Below are 18,252 nucleotides of genomic sequence, written 5' to 3' on the forward strand. Positions count from 1 at the left end.
AAATTGATCATCTGAAAAATTATTATTTTTATATGTATCAATAAGGCACCTTACTACGTAAGGTACTATAGATCAACAACAAAGTTTATACGCGGAATTAAACACACTTAATGCATTCACCCCCTCGCATTACTGAAGAAGAGATCATCAGCCAATGCAAAACAGGCAACTTAAAGTACCAGGAAATGCTGTATAAGCTATTCTATGGCTACGCCATGGGTATAAGTTTGCGTTATAGTTTAAACCGGGACGATGCATTAGAGGCTGTAAATGATGCTTTTATAAAGGTTTTTAATGCTATAAACAGTTATAACATTGATAAACCATTTAAAGCCTGGCTGCGCACTATAGTGGTAAATACGGCCATTGACCGCAGGCGCAAGGATCTTAAATTTCAGCTTAATGTTGATTTGGATAATGCTGCTCCCTTAAGCAGCAATATAGGCACAGTTGATAATTTAAATGTGCAGGATATTTTAAAACTGATGAATGAGCTGCCTGCAATTCAGCTTACCATCTTTAATTTATACGAGATAGACGGATACAATCACGATGAAATTGCAAACATGCTCGCTATTCCGGTAAGCTCATCAAGGGTTTACCTGAGCCGGGCAAAAGAAAGATTAAGAAAAATGTTAAGGAAAGAGACACAAAACCATGGATGAGCAGTTGGATAACGACTTAAGCAACCGCATCAGGGAGGTGTTTGATAATTTTGACGACACCACATTTCCTTCTGCTGATGAAGGCTGGTTACTGCTCAGGGAAAAATTTCCTGAAACGGAAAAGAAACGTCCGGTTGCCTGGCTGTGGTGGGCAAGCACGGCTGCGGCTATCTTGTTATTTATAAGTCTCGGTATATGGATGACCGAAAAAAAGCAATCTACAGATACGCTGGCTTTAAAACCAGCTAAAAAACATACAGAACAGGCCGTAAATGCCGATAACACTGCATCATTAGCCGCAACGCAAAATCCGGCTCATAAAAATAATGCTCCTGATACAGGTGCAGCCCCTTTAGCCAGTACAAAAAAACCGGCTCAGACAACAACGACTAATAATCCCGTCGTTGCCCCTGCTGTGTTGGGCGCGACAACAACCCAGACTCCTGTTTATGCCAAAACTAATGTAAATCCTGCGTCTCAGCTCCTGGCTAATACGCAGGTGAATCCGGTTATCAAAACCAAACCGGTTATTGACAGTACTAAAAACGCGATTGCCAAAGCAAACGTGCAACAATATGCAGCTACTGCAAAAAGCTCCAATACCCCTGTAACTGAACCTACTAAAAAAACCAAACCTGTTGATAGCACCAAAGCTGTTATAGCTAAAACCAATACACAACGCCCCCCTGTTACTGCTCCGGCTACTACTACCGGTTCAATCATGTTACAAAAACAACAGGCACAACCACCCAAAAAGGGTATGGAGGCGTTGTTTGCCAGCGAGCAAGCTCAACAGCCACAAAAAAACCAACAGGAATATGCCGAAGATAAAAAAGTACGCTTTGGTGTGTATGCAGCAACCTTCTTTAACTATGCCAAAGGTAGCCACAACCAGGTAAACGCCGGTGCGGGTATCACATCCGATATCAGGCTTACTAAAAACTTAAAACTGTCAACCGGTGTAATGCTGGCCCAAAACACATTGAGTTATAATGGGAGTGCTCCCCCAACCTCCAGCCTTGATGCCTTAGCCAAAGCTCCGCGTGCTTTTGCTCCTTATGATAAGGAGACTCTGTTCACGGCCAACTCGTCTTTCCCGGTGCTTAAAAATTACAATGCCAGTTTAATTGGTTTGGATATCCCCGTAAATATAAAATATGAATTTAATCCGCAAAAAACCGATGCCTATGTTTCGGCAGGTTTAAGTTCAGGTACTTTTATCAACGAGGCCTATACCTCCGTTTATGGTTATTCGGCTGCCGGCGCCTCCGCTCAAACAACGGAAGATGTAAGCCGCAAAAACTTTAACAGCTTTTATTTTGCCAAAACACTTAACGTGTCCTTTGGTATTGGCTATCCGGTAGGTAAAGGCAATCGTTTAATTGTTGAACCATTCTTAAAATACCCGCTTGATGGCCTTGGCTCACAACAGATCCAATTTGGTTCGGCAGGTTTGAACTTGAAATTCAATTTTACAGGAAAGAAATAGGAAGAAGTATCAAGTAGCTGAATTAGTATCAAGTATCACGACTTTTTAAAAGGAGTATTCAACTAATACAAGCAATCTTGATACTTGATACTGAAAAACCTATTTAAACCTGATGGCTTTTACCGGCGATATTTTGCTTACTAGCATGGAAGGGATAATGAGCACCAACAGGCAAATAACCAGTGTGCCTAAATTCAGCAGGAAAATATCGGTAAAATTAAACTCTACGGGTACAAAGGTCATGTAATAAGATGCCTGGTCGAGTTTAAAAAAGTGGGTTTGTTGTTGAAAGAAACCTAAACCCAATCCTAAGGCGTTCCCCAGCAGCAGTCCTAACCCAATAAGATAGGTTGCGTTAAATAAAAACACCTTTTGTATGTTCCAGTTGGTGGCGCCCATGGCCTTAAACATACCAATCATGGAAGTTCGCTCCAGGATCATGATCAACAGTGCCGATATCATATTAATCACCGCTACGATAACCATCAGCACCAGCATCACTACAGAGTTTACATCCAATAGGTTAAGCCATTCAAATATGGCCGGGTAATCCTCTCCTACGGTATAGGAGCGTAATTTTACCGGCAGTATATCATCAAGCTTATTAGCAGCATAGTCTACACGGTTAAAATCCGATACATGTAACTCATACTCTCCAATTTCGCCCGGCTTCCAGTCGTTAAGCCGGTTGATCAATGATAAAGAGCCTATCACAAAGGTTTTATCTACCTCCTCCACCCCAATACTAAATATTCCTTTTATTTTAAACTGACGCTTACGGAGTGGCTCCTGAACAAAATACATCAGCAGTTTATCGCCCACCTTCAATTTTAAACGGTTGGCTGTAGTTTGCGATAGCATGATCTCTTTTTGGGCCTCTACCGAATCGGTAAAATTGATCACGTCACCGGCCACCATGGTCTTTTTAAAATAACTCCAATCGTAGTTTTTATCAACCCCTTTCAATACCACCCCTTCTATTTCATTATTAGCTTTAATGATACCTGGCTTAGTGGCAAAAGGCATTACCCTGGTGATCAACGGACTTTTCATCGCCCGGTTTTCAAATTTAGGATCAGCCACAAAAGGTGAGCTTTCGTAGGAGCTGTTCAAATCGAATTTCACTACCCTGATGTCGCCGGCAAAACCACGGATCTTTTCACGGATCTCCCGCTTAAAGCCCTTCACAATGGCCAGCGAAAGTATCATCACCCCCAAACCCAGCATAATGCCTATAATGGCAATGCGCACAATCAGCTTTGAAAAGGTGCGTTTTGACTTAAATGTTATCCGGGCTGATATAAAAGAGGCGAAACTCAATGCAGAATGATTTTTTGTACCTTCGCAAATATGCGGTTTTGCTGCTAAACCTGCTACTTTAAAAATTGTTTAACCATAATATTTTATGCTGACGACACGTATTTTTTTGCAATGTGCTTTTATTACGGTTTTATGGGCAAATACAGCATGTGGTAGCCCGGCTGTTTGTACCAATTGCGACTCAACAAAAATTAATCCGGACGAAGAAATAATTACCAAAATAATTACCGGAGCCGATCAAGTTCCGCTGTATATTAACTATCTTAAGGGGAAAAATATTGGGATGGTGATAAATCAAACTTCTGTTATTGGCAAAAATCTGAAGCCCAGTGTGGATAGTTTGCTGCATGCAGGTATTACCATAAAAAAAATATTCGGGCCCGAGCATGGTTTTAGAGGGAATGCCAGTAACGGCGCCAGCGTAAACGACGATGTGGATGCCAAAACCGGGTTACCTGTTATATCGCTGTATGGCAATAAACACTATAAACCCACAGCCGAGGATCTTAAAGGGCTCGACCTGATGATATTTGATGTTCAGGATGTAGGCGTCCGTTTTTACACCTACATATCAACCCTGCATTACGTGATGGAGGCCTGTGCCGAAAACAATATCGAGTTGATGATACTGGACAGGCCCAATCCAAACGGCTACTTGATTGATGGCCCTATATTAGATACCGCCAATGTGCCCCGCGCCTTTGTGGCTATGCACCCCATACCCATCAGCCATGGCATGACCATTGCCGAATACGCCCAAATGATTAACGGTGAGGGCTGGTTAAAGGACGGCCTCAAGTGTAAATTAAAAATCATCAGAGTAGCCAACTACAAACATTCTTTGCCTTACAAGTTACCTGTAAACCCATCACCCAATTTAAATACCGATCAGTCCATTATCCTGTACCCGAGTATATGCTTATTTGAGGGCACCACCTTAAGCCTGGGCCGCGGTACATTTTTTCCTTTCCTGGAGGTAGGCCATCCCTTGTTAAAAGGCAAATACAGTTTTTCATTCACTCCTCTTAGTATCAAAGGCATGAGCGAAGATCCACCACAGAAAGACAAAGAATGTTTTGGTGTGGATTTAAGGGCACAGAGTACAGATATGATCAGGAAGAAGGGTCGCCTTGATTTGTCGTTACTGATGGAGTTATACAAGGCTTTTCCGGATAAGGCACATTTCTTTAACGCCTATTTTACCAAGCTATCCGGCACTCCCGAATTAAGGAAACAGATAGAAGCAGGTAAAAGTGAGGAAGAGATCCGCAAAAGCTGGGAACCTGGTTTAATTAAGTTTAAAACCATACGCCGTAAATATTTATTATATGAGTAGTATCAAGCAGCTAGTATCAAGTATCACGACCTTTAAAAGAATGTTTCATAAAACAAAATCTTGATACTAGCTACTTGATACCAATAACGATACTTAAAAGAATAACATGAGAATTGTATTTATGGGTACCCCCGAGTTTGCCGTTGCATCATTAGATGAGCTAATCAAGGCAGGTAGCGACATTGTAGGCGTGGTTACTGCCCCTGATAAACCAGCGGGTCGTGGACAAAAGGTAAGCGAATCGGCAGTGAAACAATACGCGGTAGCCAACGGGCTGAAAGTACTGCAACCCGAAAAGCTGAAAAACCCGGAGTTTTTAGCCGAACTGAAGGCACTTAATGCTGATCTGCAGGTAGTAGTAGCTTTCCGGATGCTGCCCGAAGTAGTTTGGGCCATGCCACCAAAGGGTACCATTAATTTACATGCTTCGCTTTTACCGCAATACCGTGGCGCGGCTCCTATTAACTGGGTACTCATCAATGGCGAAAAAGAAAGCGGTGCTACTACCTTTTTCCTGAAACATGAAATTGATACCGGCGATGTGTTATTTACCGAAAAAGTAACTTTAACAGGTCATGAAACAGCTGGTACACTGCACGACTGGCTCATGAATAAAGGTGCCGGATTATTAGTTAAAACCGTAAAAGCGGTTGAAAGCGGCCGCTATCATGAACATCCGCAAACAGCCCTGTTAACCGGCGAAGAACTGAAACACGCCCCCAAAATTTTTAAAGAAGATTGTTTGATCGACTGGACACAACCGGCACAAAACATTTACAACAAAATACGCGGGCTTAGTCCTATCCCAACGGCCTATACCGAATTAAATGGGAAAGTTTTAAAAATATACGGCTCAGAATTACAAACAGACGAGCCCGCCATACAACCCGGCGATTTCCTTACCGACAATAAAACCTATCTGAAATTTGCCGCCAAAGATGGTTTTATCAGTCTGACTGATATTCAACTGGAAGGTAAAAAGCGCATGGGTATTGAGGATTTTTTAAGAGGGATGAGGTTGTAATGGGATTGAACAGATTGTAAATCTTTAATAATATACTTAAATTTATACTATGAAACTTGCAGAGTTAAAGTCGGAATTCCACCACCTGATAGATCAAATAGATGACTCTGAAATGCTGTCGCAATTTTATGATGTGATCACCCAATCTCTGCAACCTAAAAATTCTGGTTGGCAAGCTTAACTACACAACAACAGGATATTTTAACTGCTTATGAAGAAAGTGAAGACGAATCAGATCTGATTTCTTTATCCGCGTTAAAATCCAAATACAAGGAATGTGACCACCCTTGTCATCTTGAGTTATAAAATCCGGGACTTTTAAGGGTGCAATGACGTGTTAAATTAAGGTATCAATTTTATGTCGAGCGATAGCGTGGCAATCTCTTCGCGTTCTTATCGATAAGAATAGCTACGAGATTGCTTCGTCGTTCCTCCTCGCAATGACATGATGGAGACACGCCATGGTAGGAACGAAGGATCTGTTTGCAAGCTATTCATATCGCAGAATAGATACTTCGCTGCGCTCAGTATGACAAACAATTTTATTATCTCCCATCAACCCAAAGTCAAAATAAAATAAACACTTCGTTAATAATCACCATGTTTGCTATTTTTGCGGCCACAAAATTTATTACCATGGCCAATTACAGCGACAGAATCACCCTGCTAAAAAACGAGATCCAGCCTTTACGTGCGCAATTAATACAGCACGAGCTTTATAAAAACATTAACTCCCTGGAGGAACTTACCATTTTTATGGATCATCATGTATTTGCAGTGTGGGATTTTATGTCGCTATTAAAATCGTTGCAACAAAAACTAACCTGTACGGTGACGCCATGGATGCCTACAGGAAACTCCAATACCCGCTACCTCATCAACGAAATAGTTACCGGCGAAGAGAGCGATGTGGATGAAGCAGGTAACCGCACCAGCCATTTTGAACTTTATCTGCGTGCCATGCAGCAGGCCGGCAGCCAGGCAGTTGCTATCAACAATCTGTTCAACGAGCTAAATTTTGGCAAACATATTGACGAGGCCCTGATCATTGCCGATATCCCGGTGGCAGCACGCAACTTTGTACAGCACACTTTTGAGGTGATTGACAGTCCTAAAAATCATGTGCAGGCAGCCGTATTCACCTTTGGTCGTGAGGATCTGATCCCGGATATGTTTGTGAGCATCGTAAAAGAGCTTAGCCAGCAATTGCCAGGAAAGGTTGATATTTTGCTGTACTACCTGGAACGCCATATTGAAGTTGACGGCGATCACCATTCCCAATTAGCCTACCAAATGACCGCCGAACTTTGCGGCGATGATGATACCAAATGGCAAGAAGCAACAGAAGCCGTAAAAGAGGCGCTGCAAACACGTATTGCTTTGTGGGATGGCATTTTGGCGGCTATAAAAGCACCGGTGGCTTCGGTGTTGTAAGTTTTACGTGATACGTTGTACGTTTTGCATGTAGTTAAAAAACGTACAACGTATCACGTAAAACCCCAAACGTAGCTTACAACTTATTCAACTCATCCATCAGCACCTTGCTGATGCGGTTAAAATAACGCCGTACGCCAAAGCCCATCACCGTTTGAATGCCGCGGGTGGCGTTGGTTAAAAATACCTCATCGGCTTCGTATAAGATATCGGGATTTATCTGGGCTTCAGTAACCTCAATGTTGTTATCCTGGGCCAGCTTGATCACTACCTGGCGCATCACCCCTTCCACACAACCTTCGCTTAAAGCAGGAGTATACAAATGATTTTGGTAGTAGATAAATATATTGGAGCTGCTGGCTTCGCACAAAAAACCGCTTTGGTTGAGCAAAAACACATCGTCGAGCTTGTTCTGGGTTTTGTAGATGCCCGCCATCACATAAATAAGCGAATTACAAGTTTTGATGTTGGACAGGTAATTCGACGGCTTGGGTAGCTCGGTAAACACATCCATGATCAAACCTTTTTCATTCAGAAAGTATCGGGGTTCTTCGGATGCGGTAAGCTCCAAACAATAACCCATTTTATTTTGCGATGGGGTATACAAACCTTCGGCATCACGATAAACAGTAAGGCGCAGGCGACCATGTTTTACCTTATTCCGTTTGGCCAGCTCTTCAGAAATATCTTTTAAAAACCAGGCATCCATTTGCGAGTAGCCATCAATTTTAAGCGCCTTCATACCGCGTTGCAGGCGATCGGCATGCTGCTCGGCAAATTTGAGCTGCCCCTTCATTAAACGCATACTTTCAAACAAACCATCACCATACTTAAAACCTCGATTGGCTATAGTAAGCAGCTGGCTGTTTGCCGGAATTATATCTCCATTAAAATTGATTAAAACGGGTATCATTGCAAGGTAGATATGAGATGTGAGATATTAGATTTGAGATTTTGATACATCTTTCATTTTTCAATTCGTGTACATGGGGTTTATTGTCTAACGTCTCATATCATTGTAAGGAAGATATGAGATGTGAGACATGAGATATGAGATATGAGATCTCTTTTGAAATCTACATTGTAATTGTTTCATTTCGTTTTTTCTCATATCTCACATCTAATTTCTCATATCTGTTTCCGTGTATTTACGCCATTTTTGCAGCACGCTTTCAAAATCGGGCGGCAACGGCGATTCAAAGGCGATCTGTTTTTTTAATGTGGGGTGCAAAAAACCTAATGTTTGCGCATGCAGGGCTTGCCTTGGCATCAGCTCAAAACAATTTTCAACAAACTGCTTGTATTTGCTGAATACCGTACCTTTCAATATCTTATCGCCGCCATAGGTAGCGTCGCTGAACAGTGGGTGACCGATATGTTTCATATGCGCCCTGATCTGATGAGTGCGACCGGTTTCCAATTGACATTCAATTAGCGTAACATAGCCCATACGCTCCAGTACCTTATAATGTGTTACCGACCACTTTCCTTTTTCAGGGTCATCATATATCGACATCACCCGTCTGTCGTTCACACTGCGACCAATATAGCCCGTTACTGTACCATCCTGTTCCAGATCACCCCAGGCCAGTGCTATATATTTACGGGTAATGGTGTGATCAAAAAACTGTTTGGCCAGCCAGTTCATGGAGCGCTCGTTTTTGCTGATGAGCAGCAGTCCCGAAGTATCTTTATCAATGCGGTGAACCAAACCTGGCCGGCCATCGTTACCTGGCAAGGTAGGCAGCTGCTGAAAATGATAAACCAGGGCGTTAACCAGTGTACCGGTATAATTATTATAACCAGGGTGCACCACCATACCGGCGGCTTTATCAACTATCAGCACATCATCGTCCTCATAAACAATATTGATGGGGATATTTTCGGGATAGACTTCGGTATCACGAGGCGGGTGTGGCAACACTACCGATATCACATCAAGTGGTTTTACGCGGTAGCTTGATTTAATGGGCTTATCATTCACCAGCACGTTTTCAAGCTCAATAGCATTCTGGATGCGGTTGCGCGAGGCATTCTCCACCCGGTGCATCAAAAATTTATCAATACGCAACAGGGATTGCCCTTTGTCAACCACAACGCGTAAGTGCTCAAATAAGTCCTGTTCTTCCTGCTCTATAAACTCGGTATCGTCTGCCATTTGAGGGCAAAAGTAATCGTTTTTTGTCGTACTAGTAGCGGGTATCAAGTAGCTAGTATCAAGTATCAAGATTATTAGCGACTTTAATATCCCTCACCAAACAACCAAAATGCTGATATTTGATCATTAGTATCAAGATTTTTAAACAGTTTGGCATTTGCAAGATGTCTTGATACTTGATACTAGCTACTTGATACTAAATAATGAATATTGATCTCGAAATTTTCAGTCCGGTTCAAGCCATCAGCAACCCGCTGTTTGATGAACACGGCGTAAAAGTTTTTCTGAAACGCGACGACCTGATACATCCCATGATATCAGGCAACAAATGGCGCAAACTAAAATACTTGCTCAAAACCGCGCAAAGCCAAAGCAAAAATCACCTAATAACCTTTGGCGGGGCCTACTCTAACCATTTATTGGCTACTGCCGCAGCTACTGCAAAATTCGGGTTTAAAGCCACCGGCATAGTACGCGGCGAGCAAGTGAATAATGATACGCTGTTTTTATGCAAACTGCATGGCATGCGGTTAGTATTTACCGACAGAGATAGCTATCGCGATAAACATGCCCTATTTGCTCAACACTACGGCGATGATACCGATGCTTTTTTTATTGATGAAGGTGGCGCATCGCCGGAAGCTGCTTTGGGTTGCGCCGAACTGGTTGATGAACTTACCGAAACTTACGATCATATTTTTTGCGCCTGCGGCACAGGTACTACGGCGGCAGGAATTATCAACGGTTTAAGCAGGCGTCAGCTTAAAACCCGGTTTAATGCGGTTCCGGTATTTAAAAATGGTGCATTTATCCGGGAGGAAATCAACAAATTTCTGATTACTCCTGCAGATTATGATTTGCATACAGATTATCACTTTGGGGGTTACGGCAAAGCCGATGCTGAGCTAATCGGTTTTATAAAAGAATTTGTAGCCGCTACCGGCATTGTGATTGAACCAGTGTATACCGGTAAAATGATGTACGCGCTTTACGATCTCATCGGCAAAGGCCATTTTGAACCCGGCAGCAAGATCCTGGCCATTCATAGCGGGGGAATCTGGGGTTTACTAGGTATGAAAGATAAATTTTGATCAACATAAAAAATGCCTGGCTCCGAAACCAGGCATTTACACTATAATTAATATACGGGATAGATCAGTTACCTACAGTAAATGATTCCCATCCCGAGGCTGTAGCACGGTTACAGGTCATGGCCTGCGTACCGTTTTCGCTGCTAATAAATAAGCCGTTATTACCCCGCAAGGTTACTTTACCATCACTGGTAGCTATCCAATCGAATTTTTCCCAATCGCTGGCCGTTGCCCGGTTACAAGTAATGGCCATAGTACCATTTTCTGACGATACATATTTGGCTTTGCTGCGCAGGGATATTTTGCCGCCGCCTGCATCAATCACCGTAAAGTGTTCGGTATCTCCTGCAGTGGTGCGGGTACACGTCATGGCTGTGGTGCCGTTTTCGCCGCTCACAAAGGCATTATTAAATCCTTTAAGTGTGATCACCGAACCTATTGGTGGATTGCTGCCGTTTGGAGGTGTTACACCACCAGAAAGCTGATCATAAATAGCCGAAAGCAATGAATTAGCCCCGGTAACATCCTGCGATAATTCCCATATCATGATACCACCACCCTGGTTAAGTGCCAATGAAGTTTTGCTTTTAATAGTTGGGATGCCGTTATACCCTATCCCGTTCCAGGTATCTGAATTAGGACTACCACCGCCTGCCAGGATATCGGCATAAGAAGTATAGGGCGACCTGCCGTAAAAAGGCACTCCTAATATGGCTTTTGCTTTTGGTAAACCCCTGCCTATCCAATAATTTAATGAGGTTTGAGCTAGTGAATAGGGGGAATGGTTAGGTCCGTCGCCATCATAGGCCATCAGGTTCAGGAAATCAACATAGCCAAAAACATTGGCGTTGATTGTTGAACCATCACTGGAGATCACAGCCGCGGTTAATAATTTACCCTGGGCATGTAAAGCATTACTCAGCGCCAGCATCATGGCCGAATAATTATTGGCCGAAGTGCCATTGTCAGGATACTCCCAGTCGATATCGACTCCATCCAGGTTATACTGGTTAACCATATTAAGTAAATTATTAACAAAACTGGTACGGGTACCGGAGTTGGCAGCCAGGGATTCAAAAGCACTGTGGTCGCCATCATTCCAACCTCCTATAGATATAGACACTTTAACGCCATTGGCATGGGCTGTACTTACCAGGCTTTGCAATTTTGGAATATTATCAATGGCACCCAATCCGCCAGAAGCGGTTGGTATTACAAACGCATAGTTAATGTGGGTCAATTTGGAATACTGAACCTGGTTAACAGCACCAGCCCAACTCGGTAAATAACCTACTACCTTAAAACCCCCAGGAATGGCCGAGGTACCTAAGGGCCTGTTGGGCGCATCGGGCGAAGGGGTTGGAGCAGAAGGTGATAAATTGTTGTCTTTTCGACAAGAAGAAAGTGCCAGAAGCACCGCGGCCACACAAAGCAGCAGGAACGAGTTAAACTTTGTTTTCATAAATGAATGATTAGTGGTTAGTTAGATATAGTTAATTAATACCGGCGGTGAGTCGCCGGTATTAATTAATTGGTCATTTGATTTAGTTGCCTACGGTAAAGGATTCCCATCCGGAAGCCGTAGTACGGGTACAGGTCATGGCCTGGGTACCGTTTTCACTACTGATGAATAAACCGTTATTGCCACGCAGGGTTACTTTACCGTCGGGAGTGGCTATCCAGTCAAATTTTTCCCAATCGCTGGCTGTGGCACGGTTACAGGTAATGGCCATCGCTCCGTTTTCTGACGATACATATTTGCCCATACTACGTAAGGAGATTTTACCTCCCCCGGCGTCAATCACGGTAAAGTGCTCCCAGTCGCCGGCTGTGGTGCGGGTACAGGTCATGGCTTGTGTGCCATTTTCGCCGCTTACAAACGCGTTGTTAAACCCTTTGAGGGATATTACGGTACCTATAGGTGGATTGCTGCCCGTTGGAGGGGTGGTACCGCCCTGCGCTAAGATCACATTATGAATGGTTGAAAGCAAGGAATTTGCACCTGTAGCATCACCGGCTAGTTCCCATATCATCATACCGCCTACGCCCTGAGTAAAACACAGATTAGTTTTATTGGTAATAGTAGGAATACCATTATAGCCATAATTTTGAAAGGTATCTGAATTGGGACTGCCGCCTAAAGCCAATACATCATTATAGTTTTTGGTGATGTAATCGCCCCTATTGTCACGTGCGTAGAAAGGCACGCCCAAAACGGTTTTCTCCAACGCCAGTCCGCGACCGCTCCAATAGTTCAGGCAGTCAACTGCAGATTGATAGGTAGAATGCTGAAAATTATTATCATCATAATCCATAATATTGAGCCAGTCGACAGAAGTCATGGTGGTACTGGTTACATAAGTGGCTCCGGTTGAAATAACGGCCGCCGATGTTAATTTTCCAATGCCGTGCATGGCGTTGGCCAGTTGCTGCATCATCAAGGCAAAATTGTTGGCTTCGGTACCGGCCGAAGGGAATTCCCAGTCGATATCCACACCGTCCAAATTATTCTGATTTACATAGTTAACCATGGTATTCACAAATGCGGTGCGTAAGCTGGAACTTGCCACTATGGTATGAAAAGCATCACCGCCGCCACCGCCGCCAACAGCAATAAGTGCCTTTATACCGTTATTGTGTGCCAGCGTGGTCATGCTGGCCAATTTGCCTGGGTTATCGATAGCACTTAAGCCCCCACTGGTTGTAGGCGAAATAAAGGCATAAATAATATGGGTTAATTTAGTGTACTGAACGGCATTTACATCGCCTTCCCAGCTGGGCAAATAGGCCACTACCCTAAATGTAGCGGCAGTTACGGCGTTAGTACCTTGCTTGCCTTTTGAAGCCGCATCGTTGTTGTTTACAGGTGCAAAATCGGCCCGGTTATCTTTTTTACACGATGATAAGGCAAATAATACCGAAAATACTCCGAGGAGCAGAAAAGAGTTAAAATTCAATTTCATAAGTTAAGAGTTAAGTGGTTAATAATGTATTTATGATTGGTTAGTACGCTATTTCAACAAAAGGAACCCTGGTAGCAGGCGTTTTGCGTGCTTATAATATCAAATTATGATATCAATAGTTATAGTAATAAGTAATTCAGGGTATGTTTTATAAAAGTAAATCTAATGTAATATTTTATTATAAATAGCTTAAATACAGCACAATACGCTTAAATAACAAGCATTGTAGTGCTTTTGTAGGGTATCATTACGATAAGTATATTATAAATATTAATGAAAAATATTTTTCATGATACGCTTGGCTCGCAGTTTACTTATTAGTTAAACTTTGGGCATTGGGAATGATGAATTAAAATGGCTTTGGGGAATAATGGTATATCAAAGGAGAGTTGTTCAAATTGGGCATTATGGTGAGTCTTTATTATAAAATCAAAAGATTATGATAAAGGACCAAAGGGAGGCATTTCTAATTCCCTCCCCACGGGAGGTGCTTTGGGCAGGTGTAGTGGTCGGGAGGGGTTTATACGCCCGGAATATCCTATTCCATAAACCCCTTCCCCCCCTTCCCGCAATGTCATTAAGTTAAGCACATGGAGCCCCTCCTAAATCCTCCCCGGTAAGAAGGACTTTAAAAAATTGAAGCTAAGTCTCCCCTTCCGGGGGAGATTATTACATGAGGGCGTCGCCGTTTAGAGGGGGCTTTTGCGGAATTGCTTTTGCGTTTCCCCTTAACTTAATGACATTGACCCTTCCCGAGGGAATCGCACATGCCTTTTGCTCTTTGAAAGGGGTGCTGACTTATTTTAATAAGATAAAACAAAAAAAGCCGCTCTCTTTTTCAGAGAACGGCTTTGGTAAGATCAGTAATAGTTATTTGAATATCTTTATGGGAACTTAACTCCCCTATAGCTGGAAACATTAGCCAGCGGTATAGATGCGTTATATTGCTTATTAATAGCCTTAATAAACTCGTTAGCTACAACGGCATAACCACGTGGAGTTAGGTGCACCCCATCCAACGAAAATATACCGCCGCTGATATAGGCCGAACTCAGGTTCACCCCATCAACAACTAATCCATTGGCTTTTACATTATTTAAGAAAGCATAAGCATCAAAAACGGCCAGTCCTTTTGCCGAAGCAGCGGCTTTAATGGTTGCATTGTAAGAGTTTACATAATCCTGTGTCATCGCTACTTCGCCCTGGTCAAGAACATATTTATCATCAATTGGCGTATAAGGGGTTAAACCGTATGGAAGAGGCCCAACAGGTGTATTTACAGGTTGCCCGATCATACTGGTTGGAAAAGTAAGAACGATCAAGTCGGCTGCTGTAGCTACTCTTGGCGAATGAGAACCATCTGCATTAAGCGCATTAATGACCAAAGCCTTCGCTGCCGGATTTGCCTTTTGTACAGCGGCTAAAATGGCGCCAACCGTTACCGTATTAAAATAAGGCACAGCGGTAACATCCGGAATGGTAGCCACAGCACCTTTTTGTCCGCTTTTGGTTAACTGTCCAATTGAATAATTATACAATTGCGAAAATTGGGCTTTATCTGTCAACACATCGCCTGCACCACCGCTGGTAGCGTACAACAAGGCATCATTATTACCTAACCAATCTGTAAAAAACGTATAAGGTTTAGCGGTTACAAAATCCAGGTAGGTTGTGGTGTTGGTTGGTGAATTACCAGGCAGCAACCGCTCAAAATAACCATTCAGATTACCATAAGGCGCATACGTAATTTGCTGTAACTTAATACCCGGTACACCATAGTTATTGATATCACCGGTGTATTTGGCAAACAGAACCACGTTGCCAAATCCGGGAATTGTTATTTGATCACGTACGGCTGTAGCTGCAACCTGTTGCGTTTTAGGTGTGCCGTCAGCATTAAAACCTGTTAATATAAGGTGCCCTGAGCCATCGGCCTGATCGGTGCTAAACAGGGGCTGGGTAAATGTACCACCACCCACTTTTTGCATTTGTGCCGCGATAATACTTGGATAGGAATTTAACTGACCTTCCAGGTATAAGCCGCCATCGGCATAGCCTGCGGTAAGCGAGTTCCCTACCGAAATGTATCTTGAAAAATCGGCCGTTCCGCGCGAAGGTGCGGGTGTATTAATACTGGTTTTACAGGCGCCAAAGCCTAATAAACCCGTAACTAAAAATATATGTAAATATGATCTGTAAGTTTTCATTTGATTAGAATTTAAATGTTACCAGTGATAAGCAAGCGATAAACCGGGGATATAAACATTGGTTTTAAACGTACCCGATAACTGCGACTCGATGTTTGTTTGCGTGCGCGCATCAAGATGTTCGTACTCAAATGAAACATCCAGATCAAGATTTTTGGTTACTTTATAACCTAAACCGGCTGTTAAGTAATAACGATTAGCATCCGGCGCTTCTGGGGTAACATAGCCATCATTAACCGCTGTGGTAACATAACCACCGCCACCGCGTACAAATATTTTATCAGTGGCTTTATATTCGGCACCAGCCCGGTAACTCCATCCGTTCTTATAATTACGCGGCGAATAGGTATCCTGTAAAGTAGGGGTGTTTTTGGCATAATCAAACCCAAGCGTTTTGTACACATCCCATTTGGTAAAGTTCACATCTACCGCAAGCGTCCATTTGTTTGACGGCTTGTATCCTAAACCAATGGAAGATGTGGAAGGTAAAGGAAGTGTAGTTGTAAAAGTATTAGGCTGTGGGAAGCTGCTTTGTAATGAAGATGGCACTTTGAAAATAGCGTCGCCATTTTTCACGGTGGTATTTACCTGTGAGCGATAATCAAGCCCGATGGTTAAACCAACATTGGTTTTAAAAAAGGCGCCTGCATTCCAGCCAAATCCATGACCGTTACCCTTCAATTCAGCCTGCCCATCCTGACCCGATGAATTAGACACCGGAATGGCTCTTGTCAGATCAACCGTGCCATGGTTATAAACAAAACCTGCACCCAAACTCAGGAAATCGGTTACTCTATAACTCAGCGTTGGCTGAAAATAAATGGCCTTGAGGTTAAGACTTTCGAGCGAATACTTACCTGCCCAATCTTGTCCCCAGTCGGTTAAACCACCGTATGGGGTATAAACGCCTAAACCAATTTTCCATCGGGCGTCTTTTGGCCCCCAAACACCATAAGCCGTAAATGGCGTAGCTATCTTGTTTTTGGTACGAAACTGATCTGTGGTACCGCTCGGGTTAAAGTCCGACTTAAAAAGCAGCGGGCTCATGCCGGCCTGTACATAATTTTGTGGCAGCATAGCAAGCGCGCCCGGGTTAAATAATACGGAAGCACCATCCTGCAACAAGCCGGTCCCGGTATGGCCCATACCGATTTGTTTCTGTCCGTGAAGATTAACCTGGAAACCCTGGCCAAATGCAATAGCAGGCATTATTGCAAATAGCAATAGTATAAGTTTTCTCATGAGTAAAATATAATTGGTTTATAATATGCCGCTTGCTTTGAGAGAGAACAATACGGTATTTATTTAAAAAATAAAATTAGGATGGTTTGAAAGGAAAAAAAGGGCTATAATGCGGAGGTATTGGTCAAAAAGTCGGAGAAAGCTTAATTCATAGTATAATTAGCACCAATACTATTAAATATTATTACCGTTTAATTAACAATTTTCATTAATTATTAGACAATAAAATCATATCTTTCCGTACATGAATAAGAATGCCAGATATGTGAGCAAGAAGATCGCTCAGCTTAGTCTTTCCAAATTTGCCGACCTTTATGCAGACAAGCGCGTAAGCCCTGAATTTTTTATTGCCGACGAAAAGCAGTTACTCAGTTTAAGCGAATATCCCTACCGTTCCGACGGTTATATTATAGGCATTTGTACCCGCGGACATGCGTTGGTAGAAGCCAATTTGCAGGTTTACGATGCCAAGCCTGATGCCATGCTACTGGCCACCCCTTTTCACATCTTAAGGATCTATAACAGCAGTGATGATTTTTTATGCCGTTTCATCGTTTTCTCCAAAGCTTTTTTAACCGAAAACAATGTGAGCAGTCACTTTCTGGAGTCGTTCAGTTATTTTAAAAGTGCCTCGCTCCCGGTTATCTACCCCGATCATGAGGATGCCAAAATGCTGCTGGATATTTACCTGCTCATGCAGCAAAAACTGGAACGCGAGCATCATCCCTACCGGATGGAAATATCCAGAAGTATGTTAATCACCATGCTGTACGAGGTGGAATCTATTTACGAAAAGCAGCATGTGATGATCAAAGGCAAGCAAACGCGCAAGCAGGAATTAAATGTATTGTTCCAGGAACTGGTTTTTCATCACTATAAAGAACACCGCAACGTGCAATATTATGCCGATTCGCTATATGTATCGCCCAAGCACCTTACCGAAACCATTAAGGAGGTAACCGGCCGCACCGCCGGCGAATGGATAGACGATGCCGTTGTACTCGAAGCCAAAGTATTGCTCCGCAACCATGATATCAGCATTGCCCGTGTAGCCGAAGGCATCCATTTTCCCGATCAATCATCCTTTGGCAAATACTTTAAAAAACATACCGGGATGTCTCCATCAGATTATAGGGTGGTGGCTGCACATTAATGGGGTTATTACCATTCAAAACAGTTTGTCATTCTGAGGAACGAAGAATCTATTCATCGGCTTTATATACCCCATAATAGATTCTTCGTTCCTCAGAATGACAAAAGAAAATTTCCGTCCTGTTAGGGTCTCTTACCACTCACCACTCCATTCCTCTTTCCGACTTTTTG

The 18,252-nt window shown here is 42.9% G+C and carries 15 protein-coding genes; 8 read left to right on the forward strand and 7 right to left on the reverse strand.

What is annotated here, in order from left to right; all coding sequences use genetic code 11:
* The first annotated feature begins 110 nt into the window (after window positions 1-110).
* Window positions 111-665, forward strand: coding sequence for an RNA polymerase sigma factor (locus BW976_RS15070; RefSeq protein WP_076374137.1), 555 nt, complete (start codon window positions 111-113; stop codon window positions 663-665).
* The gene (locus tag BW976_RS15075) at window positions 658-2,154 is read left to right on the forward strand and encodes a RodZ family helix-turn-helix domain-containing protein (RefSeq protein WP_076374138.1); all 1,497 of its coding nucleotides are present in this window, start codon (window positions 658-660) and stop codon (window positions 2,152-2,154) included. Before BW976_RS15070 ends, BW976_RS15075 begins: the two co-directional genes overlap by 8 nt.
* A gap of 99 nt (window positions 2,155-2,253) precedes the next feature.
* On the opposite strand, the gene BW976_RS15080 is transcribed toward BW976_RS15075, so the two are convergent.
* Complete coding sequence (locus tag BW976_RS15080) at window positions 2,254-3,474, reverse strand: ABC transporter permease (protein WP_076374139.1); 1,221 nt, start codon at window positions 3,472-3,474, stop codon at window positions 2,254-2,256.
* Window positions 3,475-3,559: 85 nt separating this feature from the next.
* On the opposite strand from BW976_RS15080, the gene BW976_RS15085 reads away from it, so the two are divergent.
* From BW976_RS15085 to BW976_RS15095, 4 genes are all read left to right on the forward strand, one after another.
* Complete coding sequence (locus BW976_RS15085; RefSeq protein WP_076374140.1) at window positions 3,560-4,810, forward strand: exo-beta-N-acetylmuramidase NamZ family protein; 1,251 nt, start codon at window positions 3,560-3,562, stop codon at window positions 4,808-4,810.
* Window positions 4,811-4,916: 106 nt separating this feature from the next.
* Window positions 4,917-5,834 (forward strand): methionyl-tRNA formyltransferase, encoded by a 918-nt coding sequence (gene fmt / locus BW976_RS15090; RefSeq protein WP_076374141.1) that lies wholly within the window; start codon window positions 4,917-4,919, stop codon window positions 5,832-5,834.
* Window positions 5,835-5,883: 49 nt separating this feature from the next.
* Window positions 5,884-6,015, forward strand: coding sequence for a hypothetical protein (locus BW976_RS29890; protein WP_260180801.1), 132 nt, complete (start codon window positions 5,884-5,886; stop codon window positions 6,013-6,015).
* A 419-nt stretch (window positions 6,016-6,434) separates the two neighbouring features.
* On the forward strand, window positions 6,435-7,268 hold the full coding sequence (locus BW976_RS15095; protein ID WP_245834707.1) for a DUF3050 domain-containing protein: 834 nt from the start codon (window positions 6,435-6,437) through the stop codon (window positions 7,266-7,268).
* A gap of 76 nt (window positions 7,269-7,344) precedes the next feature.
* Here the strand turns inward: BW976_RS15095 and BW976_RS15100 are convergent, their stop codons facing one another.
* A complete protein-coding gene (locus BW976_RS15100) occupies window positions 7,345-8,181 on the reverse strand; it encodes an aminotransferase class IV (RefSeq protein WP_076374142.1) in 837 nt (278 codons plus the stop codon).
* Between the two features lie 207 nt (window positions 8,182-8,388).
* Window positions 8,389-9,426, reverse strand: coding sequence for an RluA family pseudouridine synthase (locus BW976_RS15105; protein WP_076374143.1), 1,038 nt, complete (start codon window positions 9,424-9,426; stop codon window positions 8,389-8,391).
* Between the two features lie 203 nt (window positions 9,427-9,629).
* Here BW976_RS15105 and BW976_RS15110 point away from each other — a divergent pair, with 203 nt between their 5' ends.
* Window positions 9,630-10,517 carry a 1-aminocyclopropane-1-carboxylate deaminase/D-cysteine desulfhydrase gene (locus tag BW976_RS15110; protein ID WP_076374144.1) on the forward strand — a complete coding sequence of 296 codons (888 nt, stop codon included), beginning with the start codon at window positions 9,630-9,632 and terminating at the stop codon, window positions 10,515-10,517.
* A 64-nt stretch (window positions 10,518-10,581) separates the two neighbouring features.
* On the opposite strand, the gene BW976_RS15115 is transcribed toward BW976_RS15110, so the two are convergent.
* From BW976_RS15115 to BW976_RS15135, 4 genes are all read right to left on the reverse strand, one after another.
* The gene (locus tag BW976_RS15115; protein ID WP_076374145.1) at window positions 10,582-11,979 is read right to left on the reverse strand and encodes a glycosyl hydrolase family 18 protein; all 1,398 of its coding nucleotides are present in this window, start codon (window positions 11,977-11,979) and stop codon (window positions 10,582-10,584) included.
* Between the two features lie 82 nt (window positions 11,980-12,061).
* Window positions 12,062-13,480 (reverse strand): glycosyl hydrolase family 18 protein, encoded by a 1,419-nt coding sequence (locus tag BW976_RS15120; RefSeq protein ID WP_076374146.1) that lies wholly within the window; start codon window positions 13,478-13,480, stop codon window positions 12,062-12,064.
* An 884-nt stretch (window positions 13,481-14,364) separates the two neighbouring features.
* Window positions 14,365-15,687, reverse strand: a complete 1,323-nt coding sequence (locus BW976_RS15130) for an SGNH/GDSL hydrolase family protein (RefSeq protein WP_076374148.1) — start codon at window positions 15,685-15,687, stop codon at window positions 14,365-14,367.
* Between the two features lie 18 nt (window positions 15,688-15,705).
* Window positions 15,706-16,929: an OmpP1/FadL family transporter gene (locus tag BW976_RS15135; protein ID WP_076374149.1), complete on the reverse strand. Its 1,224-nt coding sequence runs from the start codon at window positions 16,927-16,929 to the stop codon at window positions 15,706-15,708.
* Between the two features lie 244 nt (window positions 16,930-17,173).
* On the opposite strand from BW976_RS15135, the gene BW976_RS15140 reads away from it, so the two are divergent.
* Window positions 17,174-18,082 carry a helix-turn-helix domain-containing protein gene (locus tag BW976_RS15140; RefSeq protein ID WP_076374150.1) on the forward strand — a complete coding sequence of 303 codons (909 nt, stop codon included), beginning with the start codon at window positions 17,174-17,176 and terminating at the stop codon, window positions 18,080-18,082.
* The last annotated feature ends 170 nt before the right edge of the window (window positions 18,083-18,252 follow it).

This window comes from Mucilaginibacter lappiensis, from assembly GCF_900155965.1.
GTDB lineage: Bacteria > Bacteroidota > Bacteroidia > Sphingobacteriales > Sphingobacteriaceae > Mucilaginibacter > Mucilaginibacter lappiensis.

Excerpts from the sequence above, each read along its gene's own strand:
- BW976_RS15070 (WP_076374137.1), top strand. The coding sequence starts at position 111 with ATGCATTCACCCCCTCGCATTACTGAAGAAGAGATCATCAGCCAATGC.
- BW976_RS15075 (WP_076374138.1), top strand. The coding sequence starts at position 658 with ATGGATGAGCAGTTGGATAACGACTTAAGCAACCGCATCAGGGAGGTG.
- BW976_RS15085 (WP_076374140.1), top strand. The coding sequence starts at position 3,560 with ATGCTGACGACACGTATTTTTTTGCAATGTGCTTTTATTACGGTTTTA.
- fmt (WP_076374141.1), top strand. The coding sequence starts at position 4,917 with ATGAGAATTGTATTTATGGGTACCCCCGAGTTTGCCGTTGCATCATTA.
- BW976_RS29890 (WP_260180801.1), top strand. The coding sequence starts at position 5,884 with ATGAAACTTGCAGAGTTAAAGTCGGAATTCCACCACCTGATAGATCAA.
- BW976_RS15095 (WP_245834707.1), top strand. The coding sequence starts at position 6,435 with ATGTTTGCTATTTTTGCGGCCACAAAATTTATTACCATGGCCAATTAC.
- BW976_RS15100 (WP_076374142.1), bottom strand. The coding sequence starts at position 8,181 with ATGATACCCGTTTTAATCAATTTTAATGGAGATATAATTCCGGCAAAC.
- BW976_RS15105 (WP_076374143.1), bottom strand. The coding sequence starts at position 9,426 with ATGGCAGACGATACCGAGTTTATAGAGCAGGAAGAACAGGACTTATTT.
- BW976_RS15110 (WP_076374144.1), top strand. The coding sequence starts at position 9,630 with ATGAATATTGATCTCGAAATTTTCAGTCCGGTTCAAGCCATCAGCAAC.
- BW976_RS15115 (WP_076374145.1), bottom strand. The coding sequence starts at position 11,979 with ATGAAAACAAAGTTTAACTCGTTCCTGCTGCTTTGTGTGGCCGCGGTG.
- BW976_RS15120 (WP_076374146.1), bottom strand. The coding sequence starts at position 13,480 with ATGAAATTGAATTTTAACTCTTTTCTGCTCCTCGGAGTATTTTCGGTA.
- BW976_RS15130 (WP_076374148.1), bottom strand. The coding sequence starts at position 15,687 with ATGAAAACTTACAGATCATATTTACATATATTTTTAGTTACGGGTTTA.
- BW976_RS15135 (WP_076374149.1), bottom strand. The coding sequence starts at position 16,929 with ATGAGAAAACTTATACTATTGCTATTTGCAATAATGCCTGCTATTGCA.
- BW976_RS15140 (WP_076374150.1), top strand. The coding sequence starts at position 17,174 with ATGAATAAGAATGCCAGATATGTGAGCAAGAAGATCGCTCAGCTTAGT.